This window comes from Nevskia ramosa DSM 11499 (assembly GCF_000420645.1).
Classification (GTDB): Bacteria; Pseudomonadota; Gammaproteobacteria; order Nevskiales; family Nevskiaceae; genus Nevskia; species Nevskia ramosa.
Map to the genome: position 1 here is coordinate 62,978 of NZ_ATVI01000009.1, position 17,076 is coordinate 80,053.

Consider the following 17,076-nt stretch of genomic DNA (forward strand, 5'->3'; position numbering starts at 1 on the left):
TTCAGCCAGCGGAAACCGGCGGAATCAGCGCGATCACGTCGCCGTCGAACAGCGGTGCAGCGGGCGATACGATGGCATCACCGCTGGCAATCGCGATGTTGTCGCGGCGTGCGGCGAAATCGGGATAGCGGTCGGCGAGGGCATCAAGTGCGTCGCTGCCGGTCGCGCCGGCTGGCAGTTCAAGCGTTACCGCGTCAGACCCACACCAGCGCGCACTCGCGCCGTAGCACTCGATGACAATTTTCATCGGCTAGCGGCTCGCCTGCCGTCCGTGGCGCGATCGAGCGCCCTCGGGAAGCTCGGGCCCGGCCATCCGTGGCCGGGCGTTCGGCCATGCAGCGAATGTATTCGCTAAGCGCATGACCTCACCCGCCTAAAGAATTCATCGCAATCGGTCGATCCGAATACCCAGGATTGGCGGCATAGCCGGCATCCTTGTTCCAGACCGTCGAGCGGATGAGTTTGGACAGCGCGGCATCGTCGGCGCCATTGCGCATCGGGTCGCGCAGGCTGATGCCGTTCTTCGAGAACAGGCATGGATAGAGCGAGCCGTCGGCCGTGATCCGCAGGCGATCGCAGCTGGCGCAGAACGGATTCGAGACCGTTGCAATGATCCCGATCTCGTTGCCGTCATCAAGCTCGTAGTAAGCCGCCGGATCGTTCGAACGCGGCAGCGCGTTGACCGCGAACTCGGCACGCAGATGCTCGAGGATGTCGGCCTGCGGCACCACGCGATCGCGCGTCCATTCGCCGCGGCCATCGAGCGGCATGAATTCGATGTAGCGCAGCGGCAGATTTTCCCGCGCGGCGTAGCGAGCCAGCGGCAGGATCTCGCCTTCATTGATGCCGCGGATGATCACTGCGTTGAGCTTCACCGGGATGCCGGCGTCGCGGGCGGCGACGATGCCGGCCAGCACCGGCTTGATCGAACGGCCGCCGGAGAGCTTGGCGAAGATCGTCGGGTCCATCGCATCGAGACTGATGTTCAGGTCATCGACACCGGCGGCTTTCAGTGCCGGCGCGCGCTTTTCCAGCAGTGCCGCATTGGTGGTCAGGCTGACTCTTTCCAGGCCGAACGGTCGCAGCGCCTGCGCGTCTTCGATGATGCCTTCGAGGTCGCGGCGCAGCAGCGGTTCGCCACCGGTCAGGCGCAGCCGGTTCACGCCGAGTTCGCCGACGAACAGCATCAGGATGCGGGACAGTTCGACGCGGCTGAGGCGATCGGCCCGGTCCATGAACTCGGGGCGTTCCGGCATGCAATACGGGCAGCGGAAATTGCAGCGGTCAGTCAGCGAAATCCGCAGCTTGCGTTTGATGCGGCCGAACCGATCCTGGATCGGCAGCGGGGCCGTAGCGGTCGGGCGGGAGAGCTGCGTCATGCGCCATTGTACGGCTTGAATCTCGCCACATGGCGCTGCGGTTTTATGCTGTTTTCAGCCGGTTAGGCAGCGTCGCCGCGGCGACGCAGGAATACCGGCTCGGCATGATCGGCAGCCTGCTGGTAAGGCACGCTGAATTCATGGACGGCGGCGAGGCAGGCGGCCGGGTCCTGACCGTCACGCAGTTCGAAACTGGTGAAGCCGCAGCGGAGCAGGAACTGGAACTGGTCGCGGACCACGGCCTTGCCGGTGGCGCGCAGTTCGCCCTTGTACCGGAAGCGTTCGGCGAGCAGACGGGCCTGCGAATAAGCGCGGCCGTCCGGGAAGCTCGGGAAATCCAGTTCGATCAGCGGCCGTTCGGCAATCTCCGGCAGCACCGTGGCGATGTCGACGGTGTTCGGCAGCTTGATGCCGATGGTCAGGCCGGACGCCAGCAGCGCGTCGCGCTCGGCCAGCCAGCGCGCATGGCTGACGATGACCTTGCCCGACACCGGCAGCGCTACATCGTCAGCAAGCAGGACGTAATCATCGGCCTCGATGCGCAGATTGCGAATCAAGGTGCTCATGCTTCTGCCTCGACCTTGGCATACAGACGCGTCTTGAACGGCGCCATGCCGACCCGGCGATAGCAGTCGAGGAAGGATTCATCCTCGCCGCTGCGGGCTTCGAGATAGGTTTCGATCAGGTTCTGCACGGCGTTGGCGATGTCGGCACGCGACACGCTGGGGCCGGTACGATCGCCGAGGCTGGCGTCGTTGGATGAAGAGCCGCCGAGGGTGATCTGGTACCACTCCTCGCCCTTCTTGTCGACGCCGAGAATGCCGATGTGGCCGACGCTGTGATGGCCGCAGCCGTTCATGCAGCCGGACATGTTCAGCTTCATCTCGCCGATGTCGTGCTGATCGTCGAGGTTCTCGAAGCGCTCGAAGATTTCCTCGGCGACGGCGATCGAACTGGCGTTGCTCAAGGAGCAGAAATCGAGGCCCGGGCAGCAGATCACGTCGGTCAGCAAGCCGATGTTCGGCGTTGCCAGACCGATGCCGGTCAGCGCCTGCCACAGCGGATAGAGATCCTTCTGCTGCACGTCGGCAAACACCAGATTCTGCGTGTGCGTCACTCGCACTTCGCCGAACGAGTAGCGATCGGCGAGATCGGCAACGGCATCGAGCTGCGCGGCGTCGATATCGCCGGGCGCCACGCCCTTGGCCTTCAGCGATGCGAACACGGCCGAGTAGCCGGGCACGCGATGCGCCTTCAGGTTGCGACGGGTCCAGGCGGCAAAGCTGCCGTTCGACGCCAGTTGCTGCGCGTAGCTGCTGTCGCTCGCGGCGTCAGCGGCATAGGTGGGTGAGCTGAAGTGCTTCTTGACCCGGTCGAGATCGGCCTGGGTCAGCTTCAGATACGAATCCTTGATCTGCGCCCATTCGGCTTCGACCATCTCGGCGAACTTCGCCGGGCCGGTTTCCTTGACCAGGATCTTGATCCGCGCCTTGTAGATGTTGTCGCGGCGGCCGAGGCGGTTGTAGACGCGCAGCACCGCTTCGCAATAGCTGAGCAGATCGGCTTCGGGCAGGAAGTCGCGAATCTTCACGCCGATGATCGGCGTGCGGCCCAGGCCACCGCCGACATAGATCGTGTAGCCGAGTTCGCCCGCTTCGTTCTTGATGATGTGCACGCCGATGTCGTGCACGCGGGTCGCGGCGCGGTCGGTCGTCGAACTGCTCATCGCGATCTTGAACTTGCGCGGCAGCCAGTTGAATTCGGGATGCAGGGTGGCCCATTGGCGGGCGATCTCACAGTACGGTCGCGGATCGACCAGCTCATCGGCCGCGACACCGGCCAGATGATCCGAAGTGAAGTTGCGGATGCAGTTGCCGCTGGTCTGGATCGCGTGCATCTGCACGGTGGCGAGATCAGCCAGGATGTCCGGCACCGATTCCAGGGTCGGCCAGTTGAACTGGATGTTCTGACGCGTCGTCAGATGGCCATAGCCCTTGTCGTAAGTGCGGGCGATATGGCCGAGCATGCGCAGCTGCTTGGCGGCCAGCAGGCCATATGGAATGGCGATCCGCAGCATCGGCGCGAAGCGCTGCACATACAGGCCGTTGCGCAGGCGCAACATGCGGTATTCGTCGTCGGGGAGTTCGCCGGCGAGGAAGCGCCGGGTCTGGTCGCGAAACTGGGCGACTCGTTCATCGACCAGTTTCTGGTCGTATTCGTCGTATTGATACATTGGCCTTACCGCTGGCAGACCCGCACGCTTCGGCGGGTGCGCACTTTACGTGGCGCGTCAGGGAATATCCTAATAACTTTCCTGTTTGGCGCGGGCTGTTAGAGCAGCGGCAGCTTGGCGACCAGTTCCAGCACCCGCCGCTGACGGGTCTCCGGTTCGGTGATCGAAGCGACTTCGTCGACCATTTCGCGGCTCAGTTGCGGCGCGAACTCGGTGATGAAATCGGCCATGTAGCCACGCAGGAACATGCCCTGACGGAAGCCGATGTGGGTAGTGCTGCGTTCGAACAGGTGATCGGCCGGCAGGTGGACGAGGTCGTGATCGATGATCGGGTCATAGGCCATCGACGCGACGATGCCGACACCGAGCCCCAGGCGAACGTAGGTTTTGATGACGTCGGCATCGACTGCCGTCAGCACCACGTCCGGCTTCAGGCCACGGGCGCTGAACGCTTGGTCGAGCTTCGAGCGGCCGGTGAAACCGAAGGTGTAGGTGATCACCGGATGCTCGGCGATCGCTTCCAGCGTCATTTCCAGCGGCTTGTCGCGATAGCGCAGCGCGAGCGGATGCGCCGGTGCCACCAGCACGCTGCGGTTCCAGTGGTAGCAGGGCAGCATCACCAGTTCATCGAACAGTTCCAGCGCTTCGGTGGCGATCGCGAAATCGGCCGAGCCGTCGACCGCCATCTTGGCGATCTGCGGTGGGCTGCCTTGATGCAGATGCAGGGTGACGTGCGGATAGCGCTCGCGAAACCGCTGGATCACCGGCGGCAGCGCATAACGCGCCTGGGTATGCGTGGTGGCGATGCTCAGCTCGCCCTTGTCGGTCTGGCGAAATTCCTCGGCGATGTTGCGGATGTTGTCCGCTTCCAGCAGCAGCCGCGCCGTGTATTCGAGGATGCGCTGCCCGGCCGGCGTGATCTCGACCAGATGCTTGCCGTTGCGTACGAAGATGTCGACGCCGAGCTCGTCCTCGAGCAGGCGCACCTGCTTCGACACGCCGGGCTGCGAAGTGAACAGGGCATCCGCCGCGGCCGTGACATTGAGTCCGCGCTTGGCGACTTCCTGGATGTAGTGCAGCTGTCGCAGCTTCATGACGCAGCCTCTTTATTCCGATGCGTTCTGAAAGAATACCAATTGCTTCTTTGGTCGTGCGCGGTCTTAGTCGATACCGTGCCGTCCTCATTCCCGGATCATCTATGGACTTGTCAGGCAACGGACTCGGTTTTTCGATCGCAGGGCTCGTTGTCGGCACCGCAGTTGGCGCAACCGGCGTCGGTGGCGGCTCGCTGATGACACCGATCCTGATCCTGTTCTACGGCATCTCGCCGGCGCTCGCGGTCGGCACCGATCTGCTCTACGCCTCGATCAGCAAATCCTTCGGCGTGCTGCTGCATGGCCGCAACGGCTCGCTGGATTGGGCGATCGTCGGCTGGCTGTCGGCGGGCAGCGTGCCGGCAACCTTGCTGACACTGGTGATGCTCGATCAGATCGGCAGCAGTGCCGGGCTGGACCGGCTGATCAAGCTGACCCTGTCCGGCGCCGTGATCGTCACCGCGCTGTTCACCCTGTGCCAGGAAGTGTTGGCCTCACGGCTGCGCATGGATCAGGTTCGCGCGGAACTGCGTCCGACCACCCAGCGTGCCTTGACCGTGGCGGCTGGCGTGCTGATCGGCGCGGTGGTGACCATTTCCTCGGTCGGCGCCGGCGCCATCGGCATGATGATCCTGCTGCTGCTGTATCCGAAGCACGCGCCCATCCGCATCGTCGGCAGCGATCTCGCCCACGCCGTGCTGATCACCGCGATCGCCGGCGCCGGCCACGCGCGCATGGGTTCGGTCAACTACGAATTGCTGGGCTGGCTGCTGCTCGGTGCCTTGCCCGGCATCTGGATCGGCAGCCGCCTCGGCTTCCGCATGAATCCGCGCAGCTTGAAGCGGGCGATCGCCGGCATCCTGATCGTGGTCGGCTCGATGACCTTGTGGAAGACGCTGCACGTGCCGGCACCGGTGATCGCGGCCAGCCCCTCATCAACCGGGACTCACTGAGCGTCGCCCCGGCCAGTGCGCGGCTGCGGATCGGGCGTCACAATTGCGCCGTTCCTGCTCGCCGAAACCCATGTCCCAAAAGCCTGACGCTGCCGGTTCTCCACCGAAATACTTTCCGATCACGCTACGCCTCGACGATGCCCGCGTGCTGGTGGTCGGCGGCGGCGAGATCGCGGCGCGCAAGCTGCGCCTGCTGCTGAAGGCCGGGCCGCGCGCCGAGGTCGTCGCTCGCGAATTGAATCCCGAGCTTGCGGCGCTTTGTGCCATCGGTACGATCATTCATCTGGCGATCGAGTTCGATGTGGCGCAGCTGGCCGGCGCGCGGCTGGTGATTGCCGCCACCGATGACAAGGCGCTCAACCGCCTCGTTGCTGCCGAGGCCACGGCGCGCGGCATTCTGGTCAATGCCGTCGACGATCCCGAGCCTTCGACCTTCATCACGCCGGCGATCATCGAGCGCCCGCCGCTGACCATCGCCATCGCCACCGGCGGTGCCGCGCCAGTCGTTGCGCGTCGTCTGCGCGAACGCATCGAGGCCGCGCTGCCGCAGAACTACGGCGCTCTCGCGGAGTTCACGCAGAGCCGTCGAGATCGGGTCAAGGCTACGCTGGAAGGCCCGGCGCGGCGTGTGCTGTGGGAGCGCTTTCTCGACAGCCCCGGTGCCGAAGCGGTGCTGCGCGGTGATGAACCCGCCGCCGATACCGTGCTCGAAACCCTGCTGGCCGACCAGCGCCCGCTCGGCGAGGTCTATCTGGTCGGCGCCGGGCCAGGCGATCCGGATCTGCTGACCTTCCGCGCGCTGCGCCTGATGCAGCAGGCCGATGTCGTGCTCTACGACCGCCTGATCGGCGCCGGCATTCTCGAACTGGTGCGTCGCGATGCCGAGCGGATCTTCGTCGGCAAACGCCGCAACCAGCACACCGTGCCGCAGGACGAGATCAACGAGGAACTGGTGCGCCTCGCCAAACAGGGCAAGCGGGTGCTGCGCCTGAAAGGCGGCGATCCCTTCGTGTTCGGCCGTGGTGGCGAGGAAATCGAGCGACTGGCCGCGGCCGGCATTCCGTTCCAGGTCGTTCCCGGCATTACCGCAGCCAGCGGCTGTTCGACCTACGCCGGCATCCCGCTGACTCATCGTGACTACGCCCAGGCCTGCATCTTCGTCACCGGCCATCCGCGGGCCGATGGCCAGCTGACCTTGCCCTGGGATGCGCTGGCGCGGCCCGGCCAGACCATCGCGATCTACATGGGCCTGGGTTCGTTGGCGATGCTCTGCGCCAAGCTCGTCGAGCACGGCCTGCCTGCGGACTGGCCGGCGGCGCTGATCGAGGAAGGCACTTCGGCCAACCAGCGGGTGATCGCCTCGACTCTGGGCAAGCTGCCCGGCGAGGTCACCGCTGCCGAGGTCAAGGGCGCCAGTCTGGTGATCGTCGGCGAAGTGGTGAAACTGCGCGAACGCCTGGCCTGGCGCTAGGGCCTTAAGGAATCAGAACGATCTTGCCGGTCACCTTGCGGGCCTGCATGTCGCGCATCGCATCGGCGGCATCGGCCAGCGGATAGGCCTTCGAGATGTAAGGCTTGAGCTTGCCTTCGGCGATCCAGGCGAACAGCTCGGCGAAGTTCTCGGCATTCACCTTCGGCTCGCGGACGATGAAGCCGCCCCAGAACACGCCGAGCGCGGCGGCGCCTTTCAGCAGCAGGCGATTCATGGCGATTTCCGGAATGGTACCGGCTGCGAAGCCGACTACCAGATAGCGGCCGCACCAGTTGATTGCTGAAAAGCAGTCCTGCGCCAGATCGCCGCCGACCGGATCGTAGATCACGTCCGCGCCCTGGCCCTTGGTCAGTTTCTTGACCGCTTCCTTGAGGCTTTCCTTCGAGTAGTCGATGACTTCGTCGGCGCCCTGTTCGCGGCACAGCGCGAGCTTTTCGGCGCTTGATGCCGCCGCGATCACCCGCGCGCCCATCAGCTTGCCGATCTGCACCGCGGCCAGGCCGACACCGCCGGCCGCGCCGAGCACCAGCAGGGTTTCGCCCGGCTTGAGCGAGCCGCGCTGCTTCAGTGCGTGGATGGTGGTGCCATAGGCCAGCGCGAAGCCGCCAGCGATCGACAGATCGAAATCGGCTGGCAGTTTCAGCAGGCCGTCGGCATTGGCGTTGACTTCCTCGGCATAGCCGCCGATCGGCACGATCGCCGCGACTCGATCACCAATGATCACGTTGCTGACCTTTGCGCCGATCGCCGTCACCGTGCCGGCCACTTCAGCGCCCGGCGTGAATGGCGGCGTGGCCTTGAACTGGTACTTGCCGGCGATCTGCAGGATGTCCGGGAAGTTGATGCCGGCCGAGGCGATGCGGACTCTTACTTCGTTCGGGCCGGGTGGCGCGAGGGTCACGTCTTCGAGAGACAGGGTTTCCGGGCCGCCGAGCTGCTTGCAGACAATCGCTTTCATGGGACGTGGTGTCGATTTCGTGAACGAGGCGAACCGACCGCGGCTAAGCGATCAGTCAGTGCGGAGCGTGCGGCTGCGAGTGATCGTGGCCGTGATGACGCAGCTGGTAATTGCGCAGATGGGCGACGGCCAGCATCACCGCGCCGATCACCGTCAGTACGCGCTCGCCATCGGCATCGATCAAACCGGTCTGGATGCCGAACGCGGCGAACACCATCAGGATCAGGCCGATGACGCCGAGCCAGGCGACGACGCCATCGCGATGCCGGCGCCAGCCCCAGCCGAGCGCGATGACGCTGGTCGGCACCGCGCCGAGCAGCAGCCACTGGTGGAAGCGTTCATCGGCGACCAGGCTCGACGCCGCCAGCGGCAAAGCAGCCACCAGCAGCGGCAGCGCCAGACAGTGAATCAGGCACAGCCCTGACAGCAGCATCGCCAGTGCATCGAGCCCGCGAACGGGCGGCTCGGCGGCAACGGCGGAAATATCGTTTGGACGATTCATCGGGGCGGAAGATTAGCATCCGGCCGCAGCCTCGGGCCGCTGCCGGATGTTGTGTCGGGCTCAGATCGCCAGTCGGAAACCCAGGAACACCGAAGCGCCCGGCAGTGGTGCCACATCCTTGATGAACGAGGTTGCCCGGCGGGCGTCGTCGTCGAGCAGGTTGCGACCGCGGATGTAGACCTCGCTGTCCGACAGCGCCTTTTCGCTCAGGCGGAAGCCGTAGGCGGCGGTGAAGCCGAGCATGTTGTAACCGCCGGTCTCGGTTTCCAGCGACGCGATGTCGTCCTGCTTGAACACGCGGGTGTAGTCGACATTGAGGCTGTAATGGCGGTATTTGCCGTCGAGGCCGACGCCGAAGCGGGCCGGCGTGACTCGCGGCAGCTTGCTGCCGTTGTTCAGCTCGCCAATCACCTTGTCGCCGAAGCCGCGCAGGCTCAGCGTGTAAGGCGACTGGATCAGCAGATAGCTGGTCTGTCCTTCGATGCCATAGAAGCGGGTGTTGGCCTGCAGGTAGTTGACCAGGCGGATCTCGCTGTCCGGATCGAAATTGCCCTGTTCGTCGACCCGGTCGGCGACGCCATCCGAGTTCGGCGTGCCGCTGCCATCGGCATTCAGGCCCCGATCGTTCTCGGCCAGATAGAGGTAGTTGTTGATGCTGTTGTAGTAGACGTTGCCTTCCCAGCTCAGCCGCTGATCGTGGTGATCGAGGCCGATCTCGAAGTTGTTGGCGGTTTCGATCTTGGCGTCGTTCAGGCCGCGCTCGAAGGTCGCCGTGGCGCCGTGCGGGCCGAACGAGTACAGCTCTTCCGGCACCGGCGAGCGCTGGGCGTGGCTGTAGTACAGCTTCAGGTGGTAGTCCCTGGCGATGTTGAAGATCGAGCCGAGCGAAGCGCTGATCGGCGTGAAGTTGCGATTCGGCAGCGCAGCGCCTTCCTCCGGCTTGTTGGTATCGCGCTCGACTCTCACACCGGCTTCGAGCTTGCCGTAGGCCCAGGGACGTTCCTCGATCAGGAACGCACCGAGTTGCAGCGTATGGGTCGGCGGCACGAAGCCTTCCTCGCCGACACCGGCGAAGCGGCGGAAATCGTGCTGCACGCCGAACACGCCGCGCCAGCCGAGGATCGGCGCGTGAACCACTTCGATGCGCTCGTCGTTTTGCTTGTTGAAGAACTGCGTGCCGGGCTCGCCCGGGCCTTCGAACTCGATGTGCGTATAGCTGTTGTAGGCGCCGCGGATCTTGATCGAATCGATGCCCGGCAGCGGCTTGTTGAGGATGCCCTGGGCGTCGTAGCGGGTCTGGTCGAGATCGATGAACGCGGTTTCTTCGGCCGGCAGGCCGTAGACGGTGTTGAAGGTGCTGACCGCGAACGCCACCGAATTGCCGCCGTCGATGTAGCCGTAGGACAGTGCACCGGACTGCGCCTGCGAACGGCTGTTGGCGAGAGTGCCCTGGCTGCCGCTGCCATCGACGTTGGCGCTGCCGGGGATATCGTATTCCTCGGATTTGCGCGCGCCGGCATCGAGATGAAACTGGCTATGGCCGATGCCGTAACCGATCTCGGTGGTGCCGTTGCGCGAATCGCCATTGCTGCCGTATTCGGCATCAAGGCTGCCGTGCAGGCCGTCGGTGACGTCGACCGGCAGACGATCGTTGATGACGTTGACGATGCCGCCCGAAGCGCGGCTGCCGTAAAGCAGGGTCGCCGGGCCTTTCAGCACTTCGATCTGGCGGGCGTGGGCGGTATCGATACCGACCGCGTGATCGGGGCTGACATCGGAAACATCGAGCGAACCGATGCCGTTCTCGAGAATGTCGACTCGCGGCCCGGCCTGGCCACGGATCACCGGCCGCCCGGCGCCGGGGCCGAAATCGGTGGTCGAGATGCCGGGTTCGTTCTCCAGCGTTTCGCCGATGGTGTTGGCGCGCTTGCGGTCCAGCTCGGCGCCGGACAGCACGGTGGTCGGCTGCACCAGTTCGTCGGCGGTCTTGCCGAGCGGATTGGCGCGGACGGTGATGGTGCCAAGTTCGACGGCCGCGTTCGGGTCATCGTCCGCCTGTGCCGCGTAAGGGAAGGCGATGACGGCGGCGATCAGCGGCAGCAGGCGGGGCAGGGAAATAGCAGCAACAGCAGCACGGCCCTGGCGGCCATGCAGGTACGAAATGTTCATGGGAATCCTCGCAGCAAACGGAACGGGCACGGGCCACGAGGCCCGCGCGGGGTCAGCAGTTCGTCAGGCGAGGTGCAGCGGTGGTCCGCGTGGCGGCGGGCGGTACAGCGGTTGCAGGGCGGGCAGTGCCAGCGTCGCCAGCAACGGCGCTTCGATGCGCAGCGGCAGCAGCGCGATCGGCATTTCCGCCGCCGGCGGCGGTGCCGACGCGTGACTGGCAACGCAGATCTCGCAAGCGGCCTGTTCGTCGACCGCCTTCAGCGCGTGATTGGTGCCATGAACGACCGTCAGCCACTGCCCGACCAGGAAGGTCAGCGCCAGCAGCCAGAGGTGGGTCGTTCGTTTTTGCGTCATGTCAGCGATGAAGCGAGCGGGCGAATCGTACGACATTCGCGCTGCCTGGCGGTGCTGGCTGCTCGCCGAAAGCACGACTACTACCAGTCCAGCTTGTAGCCGACGCCGTAGATCGAGCGGATCAGTTCCTGCTCGGGGCTCGCCGCATCGAGCTTGCGGCGCAGGTTCTTGATGTGGCTGTCGACGGTGCGATCGGTGACGATCCGGTGGTCGGTGTAGAGCTTGTCGAGCAGCTGATCGCGCGAAAACACGCGGCCCGGCGCATCGGCCAGGGTTTTCAGCAGGCGGAACTCGACCGGCGTCAGCTGCAAGGACTGGCCGCGGAATTCGGCGGTGTAGCGGGCTTCGTCGATCCGCAGCACGGTTGCCAGATCGTCGATCGCCTTTGTATCCGGACTCGCGTCGAGCCGGCTGCGACGCAGGATCGCCCGCACGCGGGCCACGACTTCGCGCGGGCTGAACGGTTTGCAGATGTAGTCGTCGGCGCCGAGTTCCAGGCCGAGCAGGCGATCGATCTCCTCGACCCGCGCGGTGACCATGACGATCGGCACATCGCTGAAGCTGCGCAACTCGCGGCAGACCTCGAGACCATCCTTGCCGGGCAGCATCAGGTCGAGCAGCACCAACGCCGGATCGAGCTGGCGGGCGCGCGCCGCGACCTCGCGGCCATCGGCGCAGATGTCGCTGCGATAGCCGGCGGCTTTCAGATAGTCCGCTAGCAGCGCGGCGAGCTTCGGCTCGTCCTCGACGATCAGCACCAGCGGCGCCACGGTTTCCACAGGGCTCATGTTCAGATGCCCGGTACGGCCAGCGGCAGGCGCAGGCTCAACCGCAGACCGCCGAGCGGCGAAGCGGTAGCGCTCAAGCTGCCGCCATGCGCTTCGGCGATCTTGGCGCTGATCGCCAGACCCAGGCCGGCGCCGCCGGTGGCGCGATTGCGCGAGCTTTCGACCCGGTAGAAGCGATCGAACAGTTTCGGCAGCGCGTCCTCAGCCACACCGGGCGCGGAGTCATCGAACTGCAGCAGCAACTCCCTGCCATCGATGCGGGCTTCGAGCTTCAGGCGGCCGCCCGAGTCGGTGTAGCGAAGACTGTTCTCCAGCAGATTGCCGAGCAACTGGCCGAGCCGTCCTTCGTCCGCCAGCACCATCACCGCTTGCTCGGGCAGGTGCAGTTCCAGGGCGATGTCGTGTTGCGCGAGGCGCTCGCGGTAGGGATGCACGGCGTCGCGCAGCACCTCGATGACATCGCTGTCGCTCATCCGATAGCTGAGCGCGCCGACATCGGCGAGCGACAGTTCGTAGAGATCGTTGACCAGCTTGCCGAGGATCGTCGTTTCCGCCTGCAGCGAACGGATCGATTCCGGCGTCAGTGCGCGCACGCCGTCTTCCAGCGCTTCCAGCTCGCCCCGCAGCACCGACAGCGGCGTGCGCAGCTCGTGCGAGACATCGGCCATGAACGCGCGGCGCATCTTTTCGTTCTGCTTCAGCGCGTGGGCAAGGCGGTTGAAGTCCTCGGCGAGCTGGCCCAGCTCGTCGCCGGAGCCGGCTTCGACTCGCTCGTCGTAATGCCCGGCGGCCAGCGCATGCGTGCCCCGAGCGATGCGCTTCAGCGGTGCCAGGAACACCCGCGCCAGCAGCACGGCAACCAGCGCCGCCAGCAGGATCGCCAGCGCGCCGATCACCCAGCTGGCCCACAACTGCTGCTGCGCGAAGCGTTGCGCGGCCAGGGTGCTGACGTTCTCGAACGGCACCAGCGCCACCCAGCCGATGGTGCGGCCATCGACCTGCACCGGCCGCAGCAGCGCATCGGCGCCGACTTGGGGATTGCCAGCGATGAACCGGCGCTGCTCGTCGAGCAGCGCAAGACGCAGGTTGACGCCAGTCAGATCGGACTGCGGGGGCGGCGGGCCGGGCAGGCGCGGCGTCAGGGCAGGCGGCGGATTCGAGGATGGGTTCGAGGACGGACGATCTCGATCACGATCGCCGTCATCGGAACCGCAGCCGCCGTCGGTCGCCGTCTGATTGCGGCTGAGGCCGCCCGGACGCAGCAGGCGAAACCACTGGCGCGGATTGTCGCGGAAGCAATGCCAGCCGCCCTGCGCCTGCCAGGTGCTGCCCAGCGCCGGCAGCAGCGCTTCCATGCGCTCGATGCCCTGATCGTTGAGGTAGCCGAGAAAGCCGCGATTGAAGGTCAGCCGCGAAGCCATGCCCATCGCCATCGCCACCAGCACGCTGCTGGTGAGAATGGCGAGGAACAGCTTGGCGGTGATGCCCGGCTTGAGCATGGCGATGGCGGGATCAAGGCTGGTGGTAGAGAACGGCGCCTATTTCCGCCTCTGACCCGGCAAATCACAAGAGCCAGCACCACGATCAGGCCGGAACTCCACAAGAACTCCATGATTGAGACGCCATTGCGCAGTTTTTCCGGCGCAAAGCCGTGGTGAATCCACTGTGTCTACATAGTCGCTGCACATTCGCCCCGCACAGTGCAGCCCAAGCCCGGTAAAAGCCGTGCGCCCCATTCTTTCCCGACGTTCGATCCCAAGGCTGGCCTGATCATGACCGCATCCACCACCGTCCCGCCGCGTCGCCGTCGTCGCAAATGGGGGCTTGCCGCGCTCGTGCTGCTACTGGTCATCGCCGTCGCCGGCGTGGTCTGGCAGCGTGGCAAGGCGGCTGATCCGATGGCGAACCTGCGCTTCGCCACGGTCGAGAAGGGCGATCTGGAAAAGACCGTGACCGCAGTCGGTTCGCTGAAAGCCAAGGATTACGTCGATGTCGGCACTCAGGTATCGGGCCGCGTGCTGAACATCCACGTCGAGATCGGCGACAAGGTCGCCAAGGGCGAACTGATCGCCGAGATCGATCCCACCGTCTATGCCTCGACGGTCGCAAAGGACCGCGCGAACCTCGACAACCTCAAGGCGCAGCTCGCGCAGCGCGAAGCCGAGCTGGCGTTGGCCGATCAGCAGGCTGCCCGCAATGGTCGCCTCGCCGAGGGCAACGCGGTGAGCCAGGACGTGGTCCAGCAGGCCGAAGCCTCTGCCCGCGTGGCCGCCGCTGCGGTGAATTCGGTGAAGGCACAGATCAAGGCAGCGGAAGCCACGCTGGAAGGCGATCTCGCCAATCTCAATTTCACCAAGATCTACGCGCCGATGGATGGCACCGTGGTCGTCCAGGACACCCGCAAGGGACAGACCGTGAACTCGGTGCAGTCGGTCGCAGTGATCGCGCAGGTGGCCAATCTCGACGTGATGACGGTCTGGGCGCAGGTCGCCGAAGCCGATGTCACCAACATCCGCCCGGACATGCCGGCCTACTTCACGACGCTGGGCGCGCCCGAGCGGCGCTGGGAAGGCAAGGTGCGCCAGGTGCACCCGACGCCGACCACCACCAACGACGTAGTGCTCTACAACGTGCTGGTCGACGTCGACAATCACGAACGCGCGCTGCTGCCGGCGATGACCGTGCAGGCCTTCTTCGTGCTCGCCGCGGCGCACGATGCCGTGGTGGTGCCGCTCGGTGCGCTCAAGCCGGATCCGGATGCGCGCGGCTTCCGGGGCGGACCTGATGGCGCGCCCGGCAAGGGCGCCGGCGGCGAGCGCAGGAAGCGTGATCGCAGCGGCGCCAAGCCGGGTGAAGCTCCGAACGCCGGTCCGGCGGCAGCGCCTGCCGAAGGCAAGACCGAGGGCACGCCGCCAGCGCTCGCCGAAGCTGCGCCCGAAACCGCTGCGGTCGAACCGGGCGAGCCGGCACGATCCGGCGATCGTCCGGCGCGGCGCGGCAAGCCCTATCGCGTGCAGGTGAAAACCGCCAACGGTGTCGAATGGCGTCAGGTGCGTGTCGGCCTCGCGACGCGTACCGATGCCGAAGTGCTGTCCGGCCTGGAAGTCGGCGAAGAGATCGTCGTCGGCGAGAAGGGCGCATTGCCAACAGCCGGCAGCGCCCGCGCCGCGCCGCGCATGCCGGGCGGCGCCGGTCCGCGCCTGTGAGCACGTCTGCTGCAGAAGTGCCGCTGCTGCAACTGGAGCAGGTCGCCAAGATCTACGCGGGTGGCGATGGCGCGGAAGTGCGAGCGCTTGACGGCATCACCTTGTCGATCGCCGCCGGCGAGTTCGTCGCGATCATGGGCCAGTCCGGTTCCGGCAAATCGACGCTGATGAACGTGCTCGGCTGTCTCGACACGCCGACCCGCGGCCGTTACCAGGTGCGCGGCATCGATGTCGCGACCCTCGGCAAGGACGAACTCGCATCACTGCGCCGCGACTGCTTCGGCTTCGTGTTCCAGCGCTACAACCTGATGACCACGATCACCGCGGCCGAGAACGTCGAGCTGCCGGCGATCTACGCCGGTGCCGCCAAGGCGCAGCGAGTGCAGCGGGCGGCGGCACTGCTCGGTCAGCTCGGTCTCGGCGAACGCCTGGGCCACAAGCCGAATCAGCTGTCCGGCGGCCAGCAGCAGCGCGTGTCGATCGCCCGGGCCTTGATGAATGGCGCCGATGTGATCCTGGCCGATGAACCCACCGGCGCGCTCGACAGCAAGAGCGGCGAAGAAGTGCTGGCGCTGCTCGGCCGGCTGCATGGCGACGGCCACACGATCATCCTGATCACCCACGACGCCAAGGTGGCGGCGCATGCCGAGCGGATCATCCAGATCAGCGACGGCCGCATCACCGAGGACAGCGGCAGCCGCGGCCGCTCCGCCGCCCTGAGGGCATTGCACACCGATCGCCGTCATCCGCACTGGCTGCCGGATCTCGGCGAAGCGGTGAAGATGGCGCTGCACTCGCTGCGCGGCAACCTGTTCCGCTCGGCGCTGACCTTGCTCGGTGTGGTCATCGGCGTCGCCGCCGTGGTGACCATGCTGGCGATCGGCAACGGCAGCAAGGCGCAGGTGATGAAGAGCATCGAATCGATGGGCAGCAACCTGCTGCTGGTGCAGCCGGGCGCGCCCGGCACCAGGCCCAGCGGCGAGATGGCGATGCTCAAGGAAACCGACGCCGAAGCCATCGAAGCGCTGGCCGGCGTGCAGGCGGTATCGCCGCAGCGGCAATCGCGGCAGACGCTGCGCTACGGCAACATCGACTACAAGAGCAACGTCACCGGCGTCTGGCCGACCTGGACCCAGATGCAGGACTGGAAGCTTTCCGAAGGCGTGTTCGTCAGCGATGACGATGTGAAGACCTACGCGCCGGTGATCGTGCTCGGCACCACGGTGGCGCGGAACCTGTTTCCGGATTTGGCGTCGCCGATCGGCCTCTATGTGCTGGTCGGCAAGGTGCCGTTCCAGGTCGTCGGCGTGCTCGCCAGCAAGGGCGCCAATGCCTTCGGTTCGGACATGGACGACGTCGCCGTGATCCCGCTGTCCACCGGCTTCGCGCGGGTGTTCGGCAAGCGCTTTCTCGGCACCATCAACGTCAAGCTGGCCAGCGCCGATGTCGCCGACGACACCGAAGCCGCGATCACCGAACTGCTGAGCGGGCGCCACGGCACCATCGATTTCCAAGTGCGCAGCACCACCTCGCTGATGGAGATGGCGACCACCACGCAGAACACGCTGACCCTGCTGCTTGGCTCGGTGGCGTTCATCTCGCTGCTGGTCGGCGGCATCGGCGTGATGAACATCATGCTGGTCAACGTCACCGAGCGGACCCGCGAGATCGGCGTGCGCATGGCCACCGGCGCGCGCACCAGCAACATCCTGCTGCAGTTCAATACCGAGGCGCTGGTGATCTGCGGCATCGGCGGCGTGATCGGCGTGCTGCTCGGCATCGGCGCGGCACTGGCGGCCGAAGCCCTGGGCTCGAAGGTGGTGTTCACCGTCGCGCCCGCCTTGTTCGCGTTCGGCTCGGCGTTCATCACCGGCCTGCTGTTCGGCTACCTGCCGGCGCGCAAGGCGGCGAACCTCGATCCCGTCGTCGCTCTGGCTTCCGAATAGCC

Annotated in this window: 15 protein-coding genes; 4 read left to right on the plus strand and 11 right to left on the minus strand. The window is 65.7% G+C overall.

Annotated elements, in window-relative coordinates; genetic code table 11:
- Position 1: 1 nt before the first annotated feature.
- The 5 genes from G513_RS0115570 to cysB form a co-directional block, all read right to left on the minus strand.
- Positions 2–247: a MoaD/ThiS family protein gene (locus G513_RS0115570; protein ID WP_033417964.1), complete on the minus strand. Its 246-nt coding sequence runs from the start codon at positions 245–247 to the stop codon at positions 2–4.
- Between the two features lie 118 nt (positions 248–365).
- Positions 366–1,379, minus strand: a complete 1,014-nt coding sequence (gene moaA, locus G513_RS0115575; protein WP_022977785.1) for a GTP 3',8-cyclase MoaA — start codon at positions 1,377–1,379, stop codon at positions 366–368.
- A 62-nt stretch (positions 1,380–1,441) separates the two neighbouring features.
- Complete coding sequence (locus G513_RS0115580) at positions 1,442–1,945, minus strand: DUF934 domain-containing protein (protein ID WP_022977786.1); 504 nt, start codon at positions 1,943–1,945, stop codon at positions 1,442–1,444.
- A complete protein-coding gene (locus tag G513_RS0115585; protein ID WP_022977787.1) occupies positions 1,942–3,612 on the minus strand; it encodes a nitrite/sulfite reductase in 1,671 nt (556 codons plus the stop codon). Before G513_RS0115585 ends, G513_RS0115580 begins: the two co-directional genes overlap by 4 nt.
- Before the next feature lie 98 nt (positions 3,613–3,710).
- Positions 3,711–4,706 (minus strand): HTH-type transcriptional regulator CysB, encoded by a 996-nt coding sequence (cysB, locus tag G513_RS0115590; protein WP_022977788.1) that lies wholly within the window; start codon positions 4,704–4,706, stop codon positions 3,711–3,713.
- Between the two features lie 104 nt (positions 4,707–4,810).
- Here cysB and G513_RS23435 point away from each other — a divergent pair, with 104 nt between their 5' ends.
- Both G513_RS23435 and cysG read left to right on the plus strand, forming a co-directional pair.
- On the plus strand, positions 4,811–5,659 hold the full coding sequence (locus tag G513_RS23435; RefSeq protein ID WP_022977789.1) for a sulfite exporter TauE/SafE family protein: 849 nt from the start codon (positions 4,811–4,813) through the stop codon (positions 5,657–5,659).
- 70 nt (positions 5,660–5,729) lie between these two features.
- A complete protein-coding gene (gene cysG / locus G513_RS0115600; protein WP_022977790.1) occupies positions 5,730–7,130 on the plus strand; it encodes a siroheme synthase CysG in 1,401 nt (466 codons plus the stop codon).
- A 4-nt stretch (positions 7,131–7,134) separates the two neighbouring features.
- Here the strand turns inward: cysG and G513_RS0115605 are convergent, their stop codons facing one another.
- From G513_RS0115605 to baeS, 6 genes are all read right to left on the minus strand, one after another.
- The gene (locus tag G513_RS0115605; RefSeq protein WP_022977791.1) at positions 7,135–8,109 is read right to left on the minus strand and encodes an NADPH:quinone oxidoreductase family protein; all 975 of its coding nucleotides are present in this window, start codon (positions 8,107–8,109) and stop codon (positions 7,135–7,137) included.
- A gap of 55 nt (positions 8,110–8,164) precedes the next feature.
- Entirely contained in the window at positions 8,165–8,611 is a 447-nt protein-coding gene (locus G513_RS0115610) for a MerC domain-containing protein (protein WP_022977792.1), read from the minus strand.
- A gap of 60 nt (positions 8,612–8,671) precedes the next feature.
- Positions 8,672–10,780 carry a TonB-dependent receptor gene (locus tag G513_RS0115615; RefSeq protein ID WP_022977793.1) on the minus strand — a complete coding sequence of 703 codons (2,109 nt, stop codon included), beginning with the start codon at positions 10,778–10,780 and terminating at the stop codon, positions 8,672–8,674.
- A gap of 63 nt (positions 10,781–10,843) precedes the next feature.
- The gene (locus G513_RS0115620; protein ID WP_156891724.1) at positions 10,844–11,134 is read right to left on the minus strand and encodes a hypothetical protein; all 291 of its coding nucleotides are present in this window, start codon (positions 11,132–11,134) and stop codon (positions 10,844–10,846) included.
- An 80-nt stretch (positions 11,135–11,214) separates the two neighbouring features.
- Positions 11,215–11,922 carry a response regulator gene (locus G513_RS0115625; RefSeq protein ID WP_033417967.1) on the minus strand — a complete coding sequence of 236 codons (708 nt, stop codon included), beginning with the start codon at positions 11,920–11,922 and terminating at the stop codon, positions 11,215–11,217.
- Positions 11,923–11,924: 2 nt separating this feature from the next.
- Entirely contained in the window at positions 11,925–13,421 is a 1,497-nt protein-coding gene (gene baeS / locus G513_RS0115630) for a sensor histidine kinase efflux regulator BaeS (protein WP_022977796.1), read from the minus strand.
- Positions 13,422–13,694: 273 nt separating this feature from the next.
- Here baeS and G513_RS26320 point away from each other — a divergent pair, with 273 nt between their 5' ends.
- Together G513_RS26320 and G513_RS0115640 are read left to right on the plus strand one after the other, a co-directional pair.
- Positions 13,695–15,128 carry an efflux RND transporter periplasmic adaptor subunit gene (locus tag G513_RS26320; protein ID WP_022977797.1) on the plus strand — a complete coding sequence of 478 codons (1,434 nt, stop codon included), beginning with the start codon at positions 13,695–13,697 and terminating at the stop codon, positions 15,126–15,128.
- A complete protein-coding gene (locus G513_RS0115640; protein WP_028475619.1) occupies positions 15,125–17,074 on the plus strand; it encodes a MacB family efflux pump subunit in 1,950 nt (649 codons plus the stop codon). Before G513_RS26320 ends, G513_RS0115640 begins: the two co-directional genes overlap by 4 nt.
- Positions 17,075–17,076: the final 2 nt, after the last annotated feature.